The sequence below is a fragment of the Rhodococcus sp. FW305-130 genome, from assembly GCF_058788335.1.
On record NZ_JBYTAP010000001.1, the window covers coordinates 1,145,249 to 1,164,398 of the forward strand.

The 19,150-nt window shown below is 64.2% G+C and carries 19 protein-coding genes; 11 read left to right on the top strand and 8 right to left on the bottom strand.

The annotated features are described in order from the left end of the window. Positions 1-47 precede the first annotated feature (47 nt). The 3 genes from AC3WQS_RS05555 (at position 48) to AC3WQS_RS05565 (ending at position 3,086) form a co-directional block, all read left to right on the top strand. Positions 48-1,184, top strand: coding sequence for a class I SAM-dependent methyltransferase (locus AC3WQS_RS05555; RefSeq protein WP_492712972.1), 1,137 nt, complete (start codon positions 48-50; stop codon positions 1,182-1,184). Positions 1,185-1,361: 177 nt separating this feature from the next. Next, the gene (locus AC3WQS_RS05560; protein WP_007728810.1) at positions 1,362-2,213 is read left to right on the top strand and encodes a Bax inhibitor-1/YccA family protein; all 852 of its coding nucleotides are present in this window, start codon (positions 1,362-1,364) and stop codon (positions 2,211-2,213) included. 120 nt (positions 2,214-2,333) lie between these two features. Continuing rightward, entirely contained in the window at positions 2,334-3,086 is a 753-nt protein-coding gene (locus AC3WQS_RS05565; protein ID WP_492712973.1) for an enoyl-CoA hydratase/isomerase family protein, read from the top strand. Positions 3,087-3,151: 65 nt separating this feature from the next. On the opposite strand, the gene AC3WQS_RS05570 is transcribed toward AC3WQS_RS05565, so the two are convergent. Both AC3WQS_RS05570 and AC3WQS_RS05575 read right to left on the bottom strand, forming a co-directional pair. After that, complete coding sequence (locus AC3WQS_RS05570; protein ID WP_019744600.1) at positions 3,152-4,369, bottom strand: acetyl-CoA C-acetyltransferase; 1,218 nt, start codon at positions 4,367-4,369, stop codon at positions 3,152-3,154. Positions 4,370-4,490: 121 nt separating this feature from the next. Next, the gene (locus tag AC3WQS_RS05575) at positions 4,491-5,462 is read right to left on the bottom strand and encodes an SGNH/GDSL hydrolase family protein (RefSeq protein WP_047888880.1); all 972 of its coding nucleotides are present in this window, start codon (positions 5,460-5,462) and stop codon (positions 4,491-4,493) included. 71 nt (positions 5,463-5,533) lie between these two features. On the opposite strand from AC3WQS_RS05575, the gene AC3WQS_RS05580 reads away from it, so the two are divergent. From AC3WQS_RS05580 to ilvA, 3 genes are all read left to right on the top strand, one after another. Continuing rightward, a complete protein-coding gene (locus AC3WQS_RS05580) occupies positions 5,534-6,919 on the top strand; it encodes a cystathionine beta-synthase (RefSeq protein WP_003943292.1) in 1,386 nt (461 codons plus the stop codon). A gap of 44 nt (positions 6,920-6,963) precedes the next feature. Next, the gene (locus AC3WQS_RS05585) at positions 6,964-8,136 is read left to right on the top strand and encodes a cystathionine gamma-synthase (protein WP_007728802.1); all 1,173 of its coding nucleotides are present in this window, start codon (positions 6,964-6,966) and stop codon (positions 8,134-8,136) included. Between the two features lie 135 nt (positions 8,137-8,271). After that, complete coding sequence (ilvA, locus tag AC3WQS_RS05590) at positions 8,272-9,435, top strand: threonine ammonia-lyase (protein WP_223257899.1); 1,164 nt, start codon at positions 8,272-8,274, stop codon at positions 9,433-9,435. Between the two features lie 6 nt (positions 9,436-9,441). On the opposite strand, the gene AC3WQS_RS05595 is transcribed toward ilvA, so the two are convergent. Together AC3WQS_RS05595 and AC3WQS_RS05600 are read right to left on the bottom strand one after the other, a co-directional pair. Further along, complete coding sequence (locus AC3WQS_RS05595) at positions 9,442-10,236, bottom strand: FAD:protein FMN transferase (RefSeq protein WP_060939517.1); 795 nt, start codon at positions 10,234-10,236, stop codon at positions 9,442-9,444. Then, complete coding sequence (locus AC3WQS_RS05600; RefSeq protein ID WP_153211881.1) at positions 10,233-10,478, bottom strand: hypothetical protein; 246 nt, start codon at positions 10,476-10,478, stop codon at positions 10,233-10,235. The genes AC3WQS_RS05595 and AC3WQS_RS05600 overlap by 4 nt, the downstream gene beginning before the upstream one ends. Positions 10,479-10,683: 205 nt before the next feature. Between AC3WQS_RS05600 and AC3WQS_RS05605 the strand changes: the two genes are divergently transcribed. Continuing rightward, on the top strand, positions 10,684-11,784 hold the full coding sequence (locus tag AC3WQS_RS05605) for a C40 family peptidase (protein ID WP_051636488.1): 1,101 nt from the start codon (positions 10,684-10,686) through the stop codon (positions 11,782-11,784). Between the two features lie 86 nt (positions 11,785-11,870). On the opposite strand, the gene greA is transcribed toward AC3WQS_RS05605, so the two are convergent. Beyond that, positions 11,871-12,365 (bottom strand): transcription elongation factor GreA, encoded by a 495-nt coding sequence (gene greA, locus AC3WQS_RS05610; RefSeq protein WP_007726385.1) that lies wholly within the window; start codon positions 12,363-12,365, stop codon positions 11,871-11,873. 227 nt (positions 12,366-12,592) lie between these two features. Then, positions 12,593-13,018, bottom strand: a complete 426-nt coding sequence (locus AC3WQS_RS05615; RefSeq protein WP_021345049.1) for a DUF4307 domain-containing protein — start codon at positions 13,016-13,018, stop codon at positions 12,593-12,595. Between the two features lie 279 nt (positions 13,019-13,297). Here AC3WQS_RS05615 and mca point away from each other — a divergent pair, with 279 nt between their 5' ends. From mca to AC3WQS_RS05630, 3 genes are read left to right on the top strand one after another with little or no spacing between them, the layout of a single operon-like run. Then, positions 13,298-14,176 (top strand): mycothiol conjugate amidase Mca, encoded by an 879-nt coding sequence (gene mca, locus AC3WQS_RS05620; protein WP_020908526.1) that lies wholly within the window; start codon positions 13,298-13,300, stop codon positions 14,174-14,176. Then, the gene (locus AC3WQS_RS05625; protein WP_007726381.1) at positions 14,173-14,487 is read left to right on the top strand and encodes a hypothetical protein; all 315 of its coding nucleotides are present in this window, start codon (positions 14,173-14,175) and stop codon (positions 14,485-14,487) included. The genes mca and AC3WQS_RS05625 overlap by 4 nt, the downstream gene beginning before the upstream one ends. 19 nt (positions 14,488-14,506) lie before the next feature. Then, positions 14,507-16,534, top strand: coding sequence for a thioredoxin domain-containing protein (locus tag AC3WQS_RS05630; protein WP_153211882.1), 2,028 nt, complete (start codon positions 14,507-14,509; stop codon positions 16,532-16,534). Here the strand turns inward: AC3WQS_RS05630 and trhA are convergent. Then, positions 16,501-17,169 (bottom strand): PAQR family membrane homeostasis protein TrhA, encoded by a 669-nt coding sequence (gene trhA / locus AC3WQS_RS05635; protein ID WP_020970260.1) that lies wholly within the window; start codon positions 17,167-17,169, stop codon positions 16,501-16,503. The genes AC3WQS_RS05630 and trhA overlap by 34 nt on opposite strands. Before the next feature lie 172 nt (positions 17,170-17,341). Here trhA and AC3WQS_RS05640 point away from each other — a divergent pair, with 172 nt between their 5' ends. Continuing rightward, entirely contained in the window at positions 17,342-18,109 is a 768-nt protein-coding gene (locus tag AC3WQS_RS05640; RefSeq protein ID WP_003945211.1) for an isoprenyl transferase, read from the top strand. Positions 18,110-18,115: 6 nt separating this feature from the next. Here the strand turns inward: AC3WQS_RS05640 and coaA are convergent, their stop codons facing one another. Next, positions 18,116-19,048 carry a type I pantothenate kinase gene (gene coaA / locus AC3WQS_RS05645; protein WP_003945270.1) on the bottom strand — a complete coding sequence of 311 codons (933 nt, stop codon included), beginning with the start codon at positions 19,046-19,048 and terminating at the stop codon, positions 18,116-18,118. Between the last annotated feature and the right edge of the window lie 102 nt (positions 19,049-19,150).

Consider the following 19,150-nt stretch of genomic DNA (forward strand, 5'->3'; position numbering starts at 1 on the left):
GGTCGGGGGATTGAGTGTTGCGTAGTTCCACCTGAAAGACTGGTGGCATGTCCGACACACCCGAACTGTTCGATCGTCTGCGCCGATTTCCCGATGTCGAGGCACCCAATCTCTTTGCCGTCGACGCGGCTGATCGTCTGATCCTCGACGAGGCCGCCGACGCTCTTGCCGCGGCACCGGCGGGCACCGTCGTCGTGATCGGCGATCACTACGGTGCGCTGACCGCCGGTGTTGCGCTCGTTCACGGAATCGCCGGCGTGCGGGTTCACCAGGATCCACTCACCGGAGAGTTGGCCCTCGCCAACAATGCGCGCGAACTCGGTTTCAGTGACGCCTTCACCTCCCACGGACTGGACGAGGAGTTGCTCAGCGGCGCCCGCGTCGTGCTCATGCAATTGCCGCGTAGCCTCGCTGAACTTGCCGAGATCGCTCAGCTGATCGCGCTGCACGCCGACCCGGCGGTTCGTGTCTTCGCCGGTGGGCGTGACAAGCACATCACCCCGGCGATGAACAAGGTTCTCGGCGAATCGTTTTCCGACGTCAGCGCCTCGCGTGGGCGTCAGAAGTCCCGCGTACTCAAAGCGTCGGAACCGAAGGCTGACGTCGTCGTCACGTTCCCGATGATCGAACGCCTCGACGAGTTCGACCTCGACGTCGTTGCTCACGGCGCCGTGTTTGCCGGCGCGAGCCTGGACATCGGCACCCGCTTGCTCCTGGAGAACCTCGGAAAGATTGCGGTCGATCCGCTGAGCGACGTGATCGATCTGGGTTGTGGCAGCGGCATTCTCGCGGCGGCGATCGCGCGTAAGTTCCCGGATGTCCACGTGATCGCAACGGATCAGTCCTCGGCAGCCGTCGCTTCGGCTCTGGCGACCGCAACTGCAAACGGCGTCGGCGATCGGGTGAGCGGCCTGCGCGACGACGCCGTGAGTTCGTTGCCCAGTGCGAGTGCCGATCTGGTTCTGTTGAACCCGCCGTTCCACGTCGGCGCGGCGGTGCACACCGGCGGAGCACTCAAGATGTTCGAAGCCGCCGGTCGCGTCCTGCGTCCGGGTGGCGAGTTGTGGACTGTTCACAACGCGCATCTGGGGTATCGCGAACCGCTGAAAGCCGCGGTGGGTCCGAGCGAGGCGATGGCGAAGAACGCGAAGTTCATCGTGATGAAGTCGGTCAAACCGTCCTAGTATCGAAGAGTGTTGATCTTCCGGAAATGCGCCGGGAACTACAACCGACGCTTCGACGTTGTAAATTACGAGTGCTTTACTTTTAGTTAGGTACACGGACCGTGTCGGAAACTCGGATCCGTACGGCGAACCCGCGACGCACCCGTCGTAGGCCACCACGATGAAGGGATGATCACGGTGCGCACCACCAGCAACCCGGTGTTCCGCAATCTGCCCAAGCAAGAGGGCAACGGATACGCCTCGTTCGGATCTGCGACGGCGGGCGCCTCGCAGGCAACCCAGCAGTTCGGTCAGCCGCAGTACGCTCCGGCCGAGCCGTACCAGACCGGTCCCACCTCGCGGGCCATGACGATCGACGACGTCGTCACCAAGACGGGCATCACGCTCGGTGTGCTGACGATCTCGGCGCTGGTGTCGTACTTCCTCGTCAACAACAACGCCGACCTTGCAGCCCCGCTGGTCATCGGCGGCGGTCTCGTCGGCCTCGTTCTGGTTCTGGTCGCGACGTTCGGTCGCAAGATGGACAACCCGGCAATCGTGTTGGCGTACGCCGTCGCCGAGGGTCTGTTCCTCGGTGCGCTGTCGTTCATGTTCACCGATATTCAATTCGGTGGCGTCGGCGGATCGGCACTGATCGCTCAGGCGGTCCTCGGAACATTCGGCGTGTTCTTCGGCATGCTCGTGGTTTACAAGACCGGCGCGATTCGGGTGACACCGCGTCTGACGCGAATGATCATCGGCGCGTTGATCGGCGTTGTCGTTCTGGCGCTCGGCAACCTCGTCGCGAGCTTCTTCGTCGACGGCGGGCTGGGACTGCGTGACGGCGGAACGCTCGCCATCATCTTCAGCCTCGTTTGCATCGGCATCGCAGCCTTCAGCTTCCTGCTCGACTTCGACGCCGCTGATCAGCTGATCCGCGCACAGGCCCCGGAGAAGGCAGCCTGGGGCGTCGCATTCGGCCTCACCGTCACCCTGGTCTGGCTGTACGTCGAGATCCTGCGTCTGCTGAGCTACTTCAACAACGACTAGTTCTCGAGTCGTTCCCTAACACGAAGAAGGGCCCCAGTCGGGGCCCTTCTTTTGTCGTCTGTGGGCGGTTACGGTGCTTGGATACCTAGCAACTGCTTGGTTTAGGGCGAAGGGGAGCGAATGTCGACAAACACGGAACCCGTGCTGGTGGCGGATGCCGGAGCAGTGCGAACGCTGACCTTCAACAATCCGAGCCGCCTGAACGCTTTCGATGCGGCCGGCTTTCGAGCGTTGACCAAGGCGCTTGACGACGCGGCGTCGGACGAAGCCGTGGCCGTGGTGATCGTCGAGGGCGCAGGCAAGGCATTTTCCAGTGGCGTCGACCTACGCGCACTCGCCGAACCAGGCACCGACAATTCAGACTTCGGCAATGCATTCGCGCCGCTGATCGTTGCGCTGGTGGAGTTCCCGAAGCCCTTGATCGCCGCGGTACACGGCGCTGCCGTCGGTATCGGCCTGACCATGCTGCTTTACTGCGACGTCGTCTACGTTGCCGAGGACGCACGTCTGCGGGCACCGTTCACGTCGCTGGGTACAGCTCCCGAAGCTGCCAGTAGTTGGTTGCTGCCCAAGGTGATCGGAACACAGCGCGCCGCCGAGCTGATCCTGTCGGCCCGGTGGCTCAGCGGCATCGAAGCTGCCGCCTACGGACTGGCGACCGCTGCCCTACCGGCCGACCAGGTACAGGCACGTGCCCGCGAGAGTGCCGAGCAGATTGCCGCCAACATCGGACCGGCAGTCCTTGCCGCCAAGCGACTGCTCCGCCACGGTTGGGCCGACGACGCCCGCGCCGCTGTGCAGCGTGAGGACGACGCTGCCCGAGCGTTGATTCGCGAGTTGGGGAGTTTTGCTCGGAAATTCACGACTACCTGAAACACGACCACACGAAACGGCCGCCCGGCAGAAGCCGGGCGGCCGCTTTCGACGTGCTCAGGGGATCAGCTGAGGCGCTCGATCACCATTGCCATGCCCTGTCCGCCGCCGACACACATGGTCTCGACGCCGAAGGTCTTGTCCTGCTCCTGCAGGTTGTTGATCAGGGTGTTGGTGATGCGGGCACCGGTCATACCGAAGGGGTGACCCAGGGCGATCGCGCCACCGGAGATGTTGAGCTTGTCCTCTTCGATGCCCAGTTCGCGAGCGGATCCGAGGACCTGCACGGCGAATGCCTCGTTGATCTCGAACAGGTCGATGTCGGAGATCGACTTGCCGGCGATCTTCAGGGCGTTCTTGACGGCCTGGATCGGGCCGAGGCCCATGATCTCGGGGGACAGGCCCGAGACGCCGGTGGAGACGATGCGAGCGAGCGGGGTCAGGCCGAGTGCCTTCGCCTTGGTGTCGGACATGATCACCAGTGCGGCTGCGCCGTCGTTGAGCGGGCAGGCGTTGCCGGCGGTGACGGTGCCGTCGGGGCGGAAGACGGGCTTGAGGCCGCTGATGCCCTCGTAGGTGGTGCCGGCGCGGGGGCCGTCGTCCTTGGAGACGACGGTGCCGTCGGCGAGCGTGACGGGCGTGATCTCACGCTCGAAGAAGCCGCGAGCGATGGCTTCCTCGGCGCGATTCTGGCTGCGCACTGCCCAGCGGTCCTGGTCTTCGCGGGTGATGCCGGTGGCCGAAGCGACGTTCTCGGCGGTCTGGCCCATGCCCAGGTACACGTCGGGGATCAGGCCTTCTTCGCGAGGATCGGTCCAGGCGACTCCACCCTCGGCTAGCTTGGCGCTACGAGCCTGCGCTGCGTCGAAGAGCGGGTTCTTGGTGTTGGGTAGGCCGTCGGCGTTGCCCGTGATGAAACTGGAGACGGACTCGACGCCGGCGGAGATGAAGACGTCGCCCTCGCCTGCGCGGATGGCGTGCAATGCCATACGGGTGGTCTGCAGCGAGGAGGAACAGTAACGGTTGACCGTCACACCGGGGAGGAAGTCGTAGCCGAGCTGAACGGCGACGACGCGGGCGATGTTGAAGCCCGACTGGCCGGCGGGCTGGCCGCAACCGAGCATGAGGTCGTCGATCTCGGTGGGGTCGAGCTCGGGGATCTTTGCCAACGCGGCGGCAACCATCTGAGTTGCGAGGTCATCCGGGCGGATGTCCTTGAGCGAACCCTTCATTGCGCGGCCGATGGGCGACCGTACTGCTGAGACGATTACTGCCTCGGGCATGAAAACTCCTTTTGTGTACTGCTCGTGGGCGGCTTGAAACGCCGTCGAGCAGGGCAAGTTGAATGCAGCTTCGACTTACAATTTACGTTGCCGCTCCCAGATGGTGGTCACGCAGTCTCACTCAGTTGACGTCGGGGCGCTGAACTGCGGGTTTGGTGCGTCTCGCGAAGGCTTTCCACTGGGTTGCCGCTGCCGTCAGTCGGGCCGCGACGGTGCGAGCTTGCGCCGCCTCCGAGACATGGGGGAGTTCGGGTAGCGGGCCACCCTGCCACTCACCCAGAGCCGACGCGAGAACCGGGACGATCTGCTTCGCCGCGAGTTCGTAGCCGGCCGCCGACGGGTGGAAACGATCAGCCGAGAACATCGTGTCGGGCGAGGCCAGGAATTCCTTGGCCAGCAGGTCGGCTAGTGGAACGGGATGACCCCCGGCGTTTCTGGTCGCGGACGCCTGGGCGAGCGCGAGACGATGACCCCATTCACGCACCACGGAGCGCAGTGGTTGTGGGATAGCCGTGACCACCCCCAGATCCGGGCAGGTGCCGACAACAACGACGGCGCCACTCTCGCGTAGCCGTCGTACCGCGTCGCCGAGGCGTTTTGCCGAAGCATGAATTGCGTTCTTCGCCGTGACGTCGTTGGCGCCGATCAGGATCACGGCAGCATCCGGGGGAGGGCCGGCGACGAACATGGCGTCGACCTGCCCACTCAACCCGCGTGAGGTGGCGCCGCCGATGGCCTTGGTGCTCAAACGGATTCGCTTCCCGGTTTCACTCGCAAGCAGCTTCGCGACCTGCACACCCGGAACTTCCGACGCCGTCAGCGCGCCGACGCCGGCCGCCGACGAATCGCCGAAGATCATCAAGTGGAGATCGAAGGGCACGGCCCGCCACCAGAGTTCCGGGCTGTCGGCGCCGGGTGCGTACACCCCGTCCGCCTCGGGTGGCTTGGCGATATTGCGACCGATCACCCCGCGGGCCGCCCCCGCCTGCGACATCAGATAGTTGTAGCCCAACCAGGAGAGCGTGCCTGCACTCGATCCGGCCACCACCGTGGCCACCGACGCTTTCAGTCCGGTTCGACTCACACTTGCCAATCTAGCCGGATTGCACCACCTTCGCCCGACGTCCGCGCGCACCGTTTTCTTTCATCTGGGAACATGGACGAATGCGCATCGCGGAACACGTCGTCGACCTCATCGGCAACACCCCACTCGTCAAGCTCACGTCCGTCACGGGCGAAAACTTCGGCACGGTGGCAGCCAAGGTCGAATACCTCAACCCTGGCGGTAGCTCCAAGGACCGCATCGCCGTCAAGATGATCGACGCAGCCGAGGCTTCGGGTGAACTGAAGCCTGGCGGCACCATCGTCGAGCCGACTTCGGGCAACACCGGAATCGGCTTGGCACTCGTGGCGCAAAAGCGTGGATACAAGTGCGTTTTCGTCTGCCCAGACAAGGTCAGCGAAGACAAGCGCAACGTCCTGCGTGCCTACGGCGCCGAGGTGGTCGTGTGCCCCACGGCCGTCGCACCGGACAACCCGAACAGCTACTACAGCGTCTCCGACCGCCTCACCCGTGAGATCCCCGGCGCCTGGAAGCCCAACCAGTACTCCAACCCGGGCGGACCGGAGAGCCACTACGAGACCACCGGTCCCGAGATCTGGGCCGACACCGACGGCAAGATCACGCACTTCGTCGCGGGCGTCGGCACCGGCGGCACCATCACCGGCACCGGCCGCTACCTCAAGGAAGTTTCGGGCGGCAAGGTCAAGGTCATCGGCGCAGACCCCGAAGGCTCCGTCTACTCCGGCGGCACCGGTCGCCCGTACCTGGTCGAAGGCGTCGGCGAAGACTTCTGGCCGTCGGCATACGACCCGTCCATCCCGGACGAGATCATCGCCGTCTCGGATGCCGATTCCTTCGAGATGACGCGTCGCCTCGCCCGCGAAGAGGGACTGCTGGTCGGCGGTTCCTGCGGTATGGCAGTCGTCGCTGCCCTCGAAGTAGCCAAGCGCGAAGGCCCCGACGCTCTGATCGTCGTCCTCCTCCCGGACGGTGGCCGCGGCTACCTGTCCAAGATCTTCAACGATCAGTGGATGGCGTCGTACGGATTCCTGCGCACCCCACTCGACGGCAAGACCAACGTCCCCACCGTCGGCGACGTCCTGCGCGGCAAGTCGGGCGAGCTGCCGGACCTCGTTCACACTCACCCGTCGGAGACTCTGCGCGACGCGATCGAGATCCTGCGCGAGTACGGCGTGTCCCAGATGCCCGTCGTCGGTGCAGAACCGCCGGTCATGGCAGGCGAGGTCGCCGGAAGCGTGTCCGAGCGAGATCTGCTGAGCGCGGTATTCGAAGGCCGTGCGCACCTTGCGGATTCCGTCGAGAAGCACATGAGCAAGCCGTTCCCGCTCATCGGTTCCGGCGAGCCGGTCTCGGCTGCCACGAAGGCGCTCGGTGACACCGACGCACTCATGGTCGTCGACGACGGCAAGCCGGTCGGTGTCATCACGCGCCACGATCTCCTGGGTTTCCTGAGTTCGGATTCCTGAGTACGGATTCCTGCGCCGGTGCCGGCGCCATTAGGCTGGGGACCATGAGTGAGCAACGCAGCAAGGCCGACAACATCAGCTGGCAGGGTTTCTCCACGAAAGCGGTGCATGCGGGTTACGAACCCGATCCGCTGACCGGTGCGGTCAACGTGCCGATCTACGCAAGTTCCACCTTCGCCCAAGACGGTGTCGGTGGAATGCGCAGTGGCTTCGAGTACGCGCGAACGGGCAACCCCACCCGTCGCCCGCTCGAGGCGAACCTTGCCGCGCTCGAATCCGGAACCTACGGCCGAGCGTTCAGTTCGGGAATGGCGGCCACCGACTGCCTGCTCCGTTCGGTACTTCGACCGGGCGATCACCTGGTCATCCCCGACGACGCGTACGGCGGAACCTTCCGTCTCATCGACAAGGTGTTCACGCAGTGGGGGATCGAGTACACCCCGGCTCCGGTGTCCGACGTCGATGCGGTGCGCGCGGCGATGAAGTCCAACACCAAGCTGGTCTGGGTCGAGACGCCCACGAACCCGCTGCTCAATATCGGTGACATCGAGCTCCTTGCCGAGGTCGCCCACGAGGGCAACGCAAAGATCGTGGTGGACAACACCTTCGCGTCGCCGTACCTGCAGCAGCCGCTGCAGCTCGGTGCCGACATCGCGCTGCACTCCACGACCAAGTACATCGGCGGACACTCCGACGTGGTCGGTGGCGCTCTCGTCTGCAACGACGAAGAACTGGATACCGCGTTTGCGTTCCTGCAGAACGGATCCGGTGGCGTTCCCGGCCCGTTCGACGCGTTCCTGACGTTGCGCGGAATCAAGACACTGGCGCTGCGCATGGAGCGTCACAGTGACAACGCGGAGAAGGTCGTCGAATTGCTCGACGGCCACCCCGCGGTTGCCAGCGTCATCTACCCGGGCCTGGCTTCGCATCCGTCACACAAGGTCGCGGCCAAGCAGATGCGACGCTTCGGCGGCATGATCTCCGTCCGCCTCAAGGGCGGCAAGGCGGCAGCTCTCGACCTGTGCTCGCGCACCGAGATCTTCACGCTGGCAGAATCTCTCGGCGGCGTCGAATCTCTCATCGAGTTCCCCGGCGCGATGACCCACGCCTCGACGGCCGGTTCCGCTCTCGAGGTTCCCGACGATCTGGTTCGCCTGTCGGTCGGCATCGAAGACGCCTCCGATCTGGTCGGCGACATCGAGCAAGCGCTGTCCTGATCTTCGCTCTACAGTAATTCGACTTCGAATCTGCAGTGCGCCTTCACACCTCACGAGGGTGTGGAGGCGCACTTTCTGGAGGCATGCGTGAATCTCGAACAGATAAAGGCTGCACAGCAACTGCTCGCCCCGGTCATGCGACGCACCCCGGTCGTGGCCTCGCGAGTGTTGTCCGAAACCACCGGCTTCGCCGTGAGCTTGAAATGTGAAAACCTGCAGCGCACCGGCTCTTTCAAGCCGCGCGGTGCGTACAACCGCATTGCCAATCTTTCCGCAGAGGAACGGGCAGCGGGCGTGGTGGCGGCCAGTGCCGGTAACCATGCGCAGGGGGTTGCCTGGTCTGCAACAGAACTGGGAATCAAGTCGACCGTCTTCATGCCGACGGGTGCGCCGCTGCCGAAGTTGGTGGCCACCAAGGCATATGGAGCTCAGGTCCACCTGCACGGTTCGACTGTCGACGAAGCGCTCGTGGCCGCTCGCGAATTCGCGGACCGGACGGGAGCAGTTCTGGTCCACCCGTTCGACCACGAGGACGTCGTGGCGGGGCAGGGGACTGTGGGGCTCGAAATCCTCGAGCAACTGCCTGAGGTCGGCACTATCCTCGTCCCCACCGGCGGCGGTGGGTTGATCGCCGGAGTGGCCGCAGCAGTCAAAGCTGTACGCCCGCAGGTCCGCATCGTCGGAGTGCAGGCCGAGACGGCGGCTGCCTGGCCGGCGTCGTTGGCAGCCGGGAAGCCGACCGCCTTGGCGTCGATGTCCACGATGGCAGACGGTATCGCCGTTGGCTGCCCTGGCGAGGTTCCGTTCGCCGAAGTTGCCGCCCATGTCGATGCCGTGGTGACGGTCAGCGAGGAAGCGCTTTCCAAAGCGCTCCTGCTGTGCCTCGAACGCGCCAAGCTCATCGTCGAACCGGCCGGCGTTGCGGCCGTTGCGGCCTTGATGACCTGCTCTCCGGAGGAGCTGGGACTGACAGGGCCGGTGTGCGCCGTGCTTTCCGGCGGCAACATCGATCCGCTACTTCTCACGCATGTCATCTCGCACGGTCTGCGAGCGGCCGGACGGTTCCTCGGCGTTCACATCACCATCGACGATCGGCCGGGCGCACTGGTCTCGTTGCTCGAAGTGGTTCGAGCGAACGGCGCCAGCGTGGTCGACGTCATCCATTCCCGTACCGGTGGCGAACTCGCGCTCGACGAAGTGGAAGTCTTCCTCACCGTCGAGACGCGGGGTCCGGACAACAAGGCGGAACTTCTCACCGCCTTCGACCGTGCCGGCTACGCCGTACGACTGCAGAACTGACGCGACTTACTCGTCAGGCCAGCCGCCCAGAACCGTTACGCGGTACTCCTGGTCGACCAGCCTGGCGGGTACGTCGAGTTGATGTAGCCAGTCGATGGCCGAACCGCCCATGCCGACCGCAACCCGACTGAATGCGGCGGCCTGGGCGCAGGAAGATGCAATCACCGACACCGTGCGCCACATCGGCGTCGCCGTCGATTCGCGGTGTAGTGGTTTGACGGTGCTGGCCGTGGCGATCCCGCAGTCGGAAGGAAGCGCTACCTGGCACGTCGGGTCGCCGGGCAGGTCTTGAACCTGAATCTGCCAGCCGTCTTCCGGCGCCGGGCCGGCAACCGCGATGTCCCCGCCGAGGCCGACCAGTACTCCGCACCCGAGAAGCGTGGCGGTCGATGCCGCGCAGTGGTCCGCTGAACTGGCGCGGGCCGTCGCGGACAGATCGAGAACGACGTCGTCCGGGCTGTACACGCGGTTGTTCTCGACGCGGATCTTCCACCAGGAGTGAGGGTCTGCCGACCCGGCCGTCGGTGTGAGTTTGCCGTCGGTCAGTCGTGCGACGGCCAACGCGTCTTCGAGGAAGTGCGCGAACATCGGAGTCACGGCGACGCCGTCGACGTTGCTCGCGGCGCTGACATAGGTACGAATCTCGGAGTCGGCACGATCTCGATTGGTGGCAGCGTCGGCAGCGGTGAGGTATCCGCGAACCAGGCTGGCCGCGGAGGGAAGGACATCAGGGTCGGTGACGACAACCCGGGCCTGCACACCCCACGTGAGCCACTCGGAGGCCGAGCGCGGAGTGCTCACGAACCGTTGGAGACGGCGTCCGGGGTTCCGAATCCGGCGACCACGACGGGCCGCTTCGCTACGGGATTCTTGGTGTGAGAAGCCGAGGTGTCCGGCGCGAGTGCCGTGGCAGTGGGAGAAGAAACGAGTGAAAGTCCGCCGCTTGCGAGCGCTCCCGCCACAGCCGTGGCTGCGAGGGCGAGGCGAACGGGTCGATACACCGTAGTGCGTCCCCGGGCGGGTCGTGGCCGATCGTCGCTCATGCACTCAGCTTGCACGCCGAACCTGAGAAAAGCCTTGGTGTCTGTAGTCATTTGCGTAACGCCCACCGAGATAAATGAGACATTGGTTACAGGAGTCGCGAGACTGAGCCGTGTCGAATGCATGTTCGAAAGGGTAGATGTTCGCACCGACAAGTTTCGGGTACGACCACGTACGTAGATTTTCAGAGGTTTATCGGAGGTTCGGATGGCAGTCGGTGTCCTGGCGATCGCTGTGTCGATCGGCACCGCACTGGGCGTGATGAGTGGAACTCTCGGAGCGCCCGCACAAGTCGAGAAGAACGAGTCTTCGAATGCTGCAGTCTCACTTGCAGCCTGGAACGGACCGGCACGAACTCAGGACACACCTGAGGGAATCGTGCCTTCCGTACCCTCCAACTTTCCGGGAGCGACATTGGCGCCCGTTGGAGCGGTGGCGGTGTTCGCGCCGTGGATCAAGAAGGCCGGTGCTCTGTGCTCGGAGATCACGCCCGCGGTGATCGCTTCGCTGTACTCGGTCGAGAACGGATTCAAGTACGGACCCGATACCGACATCTCACCGGAAGGTGGGCGCGGGCCTGGCCGCTTCACCACCGCAGCGTGGACGGCATACGGCAAGGACGGTGACGGCGACGGAAAGATGGACATCCTGGGCGTTGCCGATCCGGTGATGACAACCGGATACCGGTTGTGCGATCTCGTGAAGCAAGCGCAGTCCTGGCAGAAGTCCGGTGAGGTCGAGGGCGATACCGTCGACCTCGCGCTCGCTGCCTACGACGTCGGGCCGGACGCAGTTCGCGAAGCGGGCGGCGTCCCCGCCGACAAGGCGGGCGAGGTTCCCGCGGAGCAGGCGGTCGCCGCTCCGTTTGTCGCACAGATCAAATCGTTGCAGGACTCGTTCGCTCTGATGCTCGCACCCTTCGACTACAACAACCTCGCCGCTGCCGTTGGCGGCGTCGTCGAGGCCGGTCTGAAGTTTCTCGGATTGCCGTACGTGTGGGGCGGCGGAAACATCAACGGGCCCTCGATGGGCGGGTTCGACTGCTCGGGTCTGACGTCGTACGCGATCCACGCGGCCACCGGAGTGACTCTGCCCCGGACCTCGGAGACACAGTGGGGCGTCGGCGTCGAGGTCCCGCTGGATCAGGCGCAGCCCGGTGACCTGTTGTTCGGCAACTGGCAGGCAGGCGGTCCCGGCCATGTGGCGATCTATGTCGGGAACGGACAGATGCTTCACGCACCCACATTCGGTGACGTGGTGAAGGTCGGCCCGATCTTCGCAGGCATGAAGGCTCGCCGCGTGGTGTGAGTGGGCCGGAACTGCAACGCCGACAGAGCAAGAAGCGCCACCCGACCGAGTCGGGTGGCGCTTCTTTTCAGAGCTGGTACAGCCGATCAGCTGTGGTAAGGCTCCGCGCTCAGCAGCGTGACCTTCATGGTGCTGCCGTTGGGCAGGTTGTACTCACGCGTGTCGCCGACCTTGGCTTCGAGCAGCGCGCCGCCCAGCGGTGAGTTCGGGGAGTAGACCTCGAGCTTGGCGTCACGTGCGCCTTCTTCGCGGGTAGCGATGAGGAACGTCTCGGTGTCACTCTCGTCGCCGTCGTAGTAGACCTTGACTACGGATCCGGGCAGTGCAACACCGGACTGAGTGGGGGCCTCGCCGACCTTTGCGCTGTTCAGCAGCTCCTGGAGCTGGCGAATGCGGGCTTCCTGCTGACCCTGCTCTTCGCGGGCAGCGTGGTAGCCGCCGTTCTCTTTCAGGTCACCCTCTTCGCGACGCTCGTTGATCTCGGCGGCGATGACCGGGCGATTGGCGATGAGCTGGTCGAGTTCGTTCTTGAGCCTGTCATGTGATTCCTGGGTAAGCCAGGTCACCTGGGTCTCGGTCATCTCGATCACTCCCTAGTAGTCGGAGCCGGGGGCTCCCTCGACGATCGCTGCAACAGCAGCGAACAACGACTCGGAAGCACCACCAGGGATGCAACCTTGCCGTCAAACCTTGCGTCAATGCAGCAATACACGGTTCCACCCGGAACCGTGTATCGGGCAATTCTATCACGCATGACTACCCGCCCTGTCCGGCGCCAAACGTCCGGCAGGGTGGATGCGTTCCGAGGTCAGCTCTTGGTCAGGTACTCCGGAACGTCGAAGCTACAGCCGTAGACGTCGGCCATGCCTGGCGGCTGGGACGTCTTGACCTCGGTGTTGAACTCGAGGGTCTGATGCTCGGAGGACGGGACGTAGACCTCACGTCGTCCGGTTTCGGATCCGTCCTTCGAGCGAGCGCGCACGATGCACATCGCGTCACGTGACGAGTCGTCGCGTGTGACGGTGAAGCGAATCTTCACCGTGGAGTCGTTGGCGATGTCGAACGAGATGGTCTCGGTCTCGATTTCCTTGACCGCAAATTTTCCGTACGCGTAGTACGCGATTCCGCCGCCTACGACGATGACGAGTGCGGTCAGAGCCCACACCATCCACTTGCGGGGACTGCTCGTGCGAGTTGTGCTCGGGTACCGATCTTGGGGAAGCGGTTTGCTCATCACTCTGCTCTCGAAGACTCGAGTTCACGTGTCGTGCAGCAACTGACTGTGTCCCGCCGAATTACCGAAGGGGTCACGGCTGCGCCAGGAACTCTCGGGTGGAACTATAGAGGACGTGTCCCGTCGCGCCGTCGGTAGGTTTGTCGGCAGTCGGTACGTTTGACGGCAACCACCCGGAGTAATCCGAGCGGTGCACAGCGTGTGACTCGAAGACTGCCGGTGACGGCTACAAGTGAACTGCCGGCAACGGCTACAGGTGAAGTTGAGGTGAACGAACACGTGAGCGGATTCCGGCTCATGGCCGTCCATGCCCATCCCGACGACGAGTCGAGCAAGGGTGCGGCCACCACCGCCCGTTATGCAGCCGAAGGCCACGAAGTGATGGTCCTGACGCTCACCGGGGGTGAGCGTGGCGACATTCTCAACCCGGCCATGGACGTTCCCGGTGTCCGCGATCGAATCAGCGAAGTTCGCCAGGAGGAGATGGCCGAGGCCGCTCGCATCCTGGGCGTGAAGCAGCGCTGGCTCGGTTTCGTCGATTCCGGGCTCCCCGAGGGTGATCCTCTTCCTCCGCTGCCCGAAGGGTGCTTCGCCCTCGTTCCGCTCGAAGAGTCGACGCGCGCTCTGGTCAAGGTGATTCGCGAGTTCCGTCCCCACGTCGTCACGACGTACGACGAGAACGGCGGATACCCGCACCCGGACCACATCCGGTGCCACGAGGTGTCGATGGCTGCCTACGAGGCCGCTGCCGATCCCGAGTACTTCCCCGAGGACGGTCAGCCGTGGGAAATCAAGAAGGTCTACTACTCGCACGGATTCATCCGTAAGCGCCTCGAACTCTTCCAGGAGGAGTACGAGCGTCGCGGTGAGCCGTTCCCGATGGCGGACTGGCTCAAGAAGTGGAAGACCGAGCGCGGCGACATGATGGTCCGGGTGACCACTCAGGTCACGTGCGGCGACTACTTTCCCCAGCGTGACGACGCTCTGCGCGCGCACGCGACGCAGATCGATCCCAACGGTTCGTTCTTCGCTGTGCCGCTCGATATTCAGCAGAAGATCTGGCCCACCGAGGAATTCGAGCTCGCCAAGACGCGGGTCACCACGTCCATTCCGGAAACCGACCTGTTTGCAGGTCTCGAAGAGGACGCTCAGAAGTGAATGCTCTGTCCGCCGAGGTAGTTCTCGGCACCACACAATTTCTTGCTCAGACCCCGAGTAACCCATCCGGCCCGGAGTTCGGAAAGTCGTCTCCGGTCGGCCTGCTGGTGATTCTTGCGCTGCTCATCGGTGTGATCCTCTTGGTTCGGTCGATGAATCGCCAGCTCAAGAAGCTGCCGGAAACGTTCGAACCGGATCATCCCGAACTCGATCAGCAGGCAGACGAAGGCACCGACCGGGGAGCGATCACAGCTCCGAGCCCGGCGGAACCGAACGTCTCTACCGAGAAGAAGCCGAAGCAAGAATCCTGAGACGAACGAGGTAGCGACGATGGACCCACGGCTGCGGAACAACCTGGGTGGGTCCTCGAGCCCCTACCTGCGTCAGCACGCCGACAATCCGGTCCACTGGCAACAGTGGGGCGAAGAGGCGATGGAGTGGGCGCGCGAGCGCAACGTGCCGATCCTCCTCTCGATCGGATACTCGGCGTGCCACTGGTGCCACGTCATGGCGCACGAGTCGTTCGAGAACGACGAGATCGCGGCCGTCATGAACGCGAACTTCGTCTGTGTGAAGGTGGACCGCGAAGAACGTCCCGACATCGACGCCGTCTACATGAATGCGACGGTCGCGATGACCGGTCAGGGCGGCTGGCCCATGACCTGTTTTCTGACTCCCGACGGTTCACCGTTCTACTGCGGCACGTACTACCCGCCGACGCCTCGCGGCGGAATGCCGTCGTTCACACAGCTTCTCGAAGCGATAGCCGACACCTTCACGAATCGGCGCGACGAGGTCGACAACGCGGCGCAGTCGATCGTCACGGAACTTCAGCGCGCGTCTGGCGGAATTCCGTACGGCGGAGCGCCTATCGACGCCGAGCTGCTGAACGCGGCGGGTCGAACGATCCTCGGTGACGAGGACATCCCGCGCGGGGGATTCGGTGGGGCACCGAAGTTTCCACCGTCGGCACTACTGGAGGGGCTGCTCCGACAGTTCGAGCGAACGGGTGCGGGCGAGATCCTCGGCGGCATCGAGCGCACCGCCGAAGCAATGGCACGCGGCGGTATCTACGACCAGTTGGGCGGGGGGTTCTCGCGCTACTCGGTCGATGCCGAGTGGGTGGTTCCGCACTTCGAGAAGATGCTCTACGACAATGCGTTGCTCCTGCGGTTCTACGCGCACTTGGCGCGGCGAACCGGATCGGACCTGGCCACCCGCGTCGCCAGTGAGACCGCAGGGTTTTTGCTCTCCGATTTGCTGACCGAGAACGGTTGCTTCGCTTCGGCTCTCGATGCCGACACCGACGGCGTCGAAGGCCTCACGTACGTATGGACGCCGACGCAGCTGGTCGAGGTACTCGGTGCGGAGGACGGGCAGTGGGCGGCGGACTTGTTCCGGGTCACCGATACCGGAACCTTCGAAGAGGGTGCGTCGGTATTGCAATTGCTCCGTGACCCCGACGACTGGTCGCGCTGGCAGACGGTCTCCGACGCTCTACGCGCCGCCCGGGCTCAGCGTCCACAGCCTGGCCGCGACGACAAAGTGGTGACGGCCTGGAACGGGTTGACCGTCACGGCTTTGACGGAAGCGGGACTTGCCCTGGATCGATCCGACTGGATCGCGGCGGCGGCCGAGTGCGCTGGCGCTCTTCTCGACCTTCACCTGGTGGACGGTCATTTGCGTCGCGCTTCCCTCGGCGGGGCTGTCGGCACCCCGACGGCAGTGCTCGAGGATTACGCAATGTTGGCCACCGGCCTCCTGGCTCTCTACCAGGCAACGGGATTCGCGCGGTGGCTCGATGCGGCGCAGCAGTTGCTCGACGTCACGCTCGACCACTTCGCCGATCCGGCCGAGCCGGGAAGCTGGTTCGACACGGCCGATTTCGCGGAGTCCCTCGTCACACGGCCCCGAGACCCGTTGGACGGCGCGACGCCGTCCGGTGCGTCGAGCGTCGCGGAGGCTCTGTTGACCGCGGCGGCGTTGACCGATGCCGATCGATCCTCTCGTTACGCCCAGGCCGCGGCGGACGCGCTGGCGAGGGCCACGCTGCCGCTCGAGCGTGCGCCTCGGTCGGCGGGACACTGGCTCACAGTGGCGGAAGCGTCGTTGCGTGGTCCGATACAGGTTGCCGTCGTCGGGGAAGGTTCGCTGTTGGCCGATGCCCGCCGGCTTGCCCCGGGTGGTGCAGTGGTTGTCGGCGGAGCGCCGGATTCTTCACCGCTGTTTGCAGATCGCCCCCTTGTCGACGACGGTGAAGCCGCGTACATCTGTCGGGGATTCGTGTGTGATCGGCCGGTGACGACGGTGGTGGAACTGGCGAATCAGTTGAACACGACGAGCCATACCGCGATGTAGTGGCAGATCGCTGCAATGACGGTGGCAGCGTGGAAGAACTCGTGATGCCCGAACGTCGTCGGCCACGGGTTGGGCCATTTTGTCGCGTACAGAATTGCGCCGACGCTGTAGAAGATTCCGCCGACGAGCAGCAGCACCATCGGCGCCACACCGACCTGGTGGGTCAGTTCACCGACGACGGGAACGATTGCCCAGCCGAGGAGAAGGTAGAGCGGTACCCCCACCCATTTCGGCGCGGTGGGCCAGAGCATCTTGAGGGCAACGCCGGCCAGTGCACCTGCCCACACGATCGCAAGAATGATCTTGCCGGTGTGGGTGGGAAGGCCGAGCATGGCGAACGGTGTGTAGCTGCCGGCGATGAAGAGAAAGATCATCGAATGGTCAGCACGCTTCATCCACGTACGGCCCTTGACGGTCTGCCACTGGATGCGGTGATACGTCGCGCTGATGCCGAAGAGGCCGCAGATCGTGATGCTGTAGATCGCGGTTGCCCAAGCCGCCTTGGCGCCCACCTGAGCGCCGGCTACGGAGACGAGAACGATGCCCGCGACGACGGAGACACCGAGTGCCCACAGATGGATCCAACCGCGCATGCGTGGTTTGACCGGAAGCTCGTCGAGCCCGAATGCCGTCATGTGCAACCCCTCTCGTTCCGTGCTGTTGCGAACTACGTAACCTACGGTACCGTAGGTTACGCACCAGTAGCATAACCTACCTGCGGGTTTTCGACGCGTACAAAAAGCGTGACGGCGCTCGCATGTGGCTGTCACTGCCGGGCGTAGTCTTTGACACCATGGTGATGTCACGGTGAATCTGCGCGGACTGCTGTACAGCATCTACGAGCGACGGCTCCTCAGTCATCTCGACGGTCTCGCGCACCCACGGCACGTAGCCGTGATGTGTGACGGAAATCGGCGATGGGCTCGCGAGAACGGCTTCACCGATGTCAGTCACGGGCACCGCATGGGCGCGCTCAAAATTGCCGAATTGCTCGAGTGGTGCGACGCCGCCGGAATCGAGATGGCAACCATCTACCTGCTCTCGACCGAGAACCTGCGCCGCGAGCCGGAAGAGCTCGACACCCTCCTCGAGATCATCACCGACGTCGTCGAAGAGATCTCCGGGCCCGGCAAGAACTGGAGTGTGCAGATCGTCGGTGCTCTCGATCTTCTGCCTCCCGAGCAGTCCAGGCGCTTGCGGGAAGCGGCGGCGGGGACGAGCGGCCGAACCGGGACACATGTCAACGTCGCGATCGGATACGGCGGGCGTCAGGAGATCGCCGACGCCGTCCAATCGCTCCTGCGCGACAAGATCGGTGCGGGCCTGAGCGGCGACGAACTGATCCAGGCCGTCACGGTCGACGGCATCGACGGGCATCTGTACACGTCGGGACAGCCCGATCCGGATCTGGTGATCCGCACCTCCGGCGAGCAGCGGCTCTCCGGATTCCTGTTGTGGCAGAGCGCTTATTCGGAGATCTGGTTCACCGAGGCGTACTGGCCCGAGTTCCGTCGAGTCGACTTTCTTCGAGCCTTGCGTGACTACGCGGCGCGCCACCGCCGGTTCGGCGCCTGAGCCGTCTCAGAGCTTGCGCAGGCGCAGCCGGTTGATCGTGTGATCGGCGTCCTTGCGCAGTACCAGGGTTGCGCGGGGGCGGGTGGGGAGAATGTTCTCCACCAGGTTCGGGTGATTGATCGAGTTCCAGATCTCCTTCGCCGCGATGGTCGCGTCACGGTCGGAGAGGCCGGAGTAGTGGTGAAAGTGAGCGTTCGGATCGGCGAACGACGTGTTGCGTAGCGCGAGGAACCGCTGGATGTACCAGGCTTCGATGTCCTCGATACGGGCGTCGACGTAGATCGAGAAGTCGAACAGATCGGAGACCATCAGACGCGGGCCGGTCTGCAGGACGTTGAGGCCCTCGATGATGAGGATGTCAGGCTGGCGGATCAGGTGGTACTGGCCCGGGATGATGTCGTACGACGTATGCGAATAGACCGGCGCCGCTACCTCTTCCGCCCCGGACTTGACTTCGGTGACGAAGCGCAACAGCTTGCGGCGATCGTAACTTTCGGGAAAACCCTTGCGGTGCATGATGCCCCGACGCTGGAGTTCCCTGGTCGGATAGAGGAATCCGTCCGTGGTGACGAGGTCGACGCGCGGATGGTGATCCCAGCGGGCCAGGAGAGCTTGCAGCACACGAGCAGTCGTGGATTTTCCGACCGCGACCGAACCGGCGACACCGATGACGAAGGGCACCTGACGGTCGGGATGCTTCTCACCGAGGAACGTCGCGGTGGCCGCGAACAGCCGTTGGCGTGCCGCCACCTGCAGGTGGATCAGACGTGCGAGGGGGAGATAAACCTCGGCAACTTCTTCGAGATCGATCTGCTCGCCGAGACCACGCAAGCCGTACAACTCGTCCTCGGTCAACACCAGCGGCGTCGACTTACGCAGTGTCCGCCACTGCTTGCGGTCGAACTCGACGTAGGGACTCGATTCGTTGGTGCGCGCCATCAGCCCAGCTCACCGGCATGTAGTGAACCCGGGGCCCGGCGGACGAAACAGCTATGCGAGCAAGCCAGGCGCGTGTGCGCACGATCCGAGTGCATAGTCGGA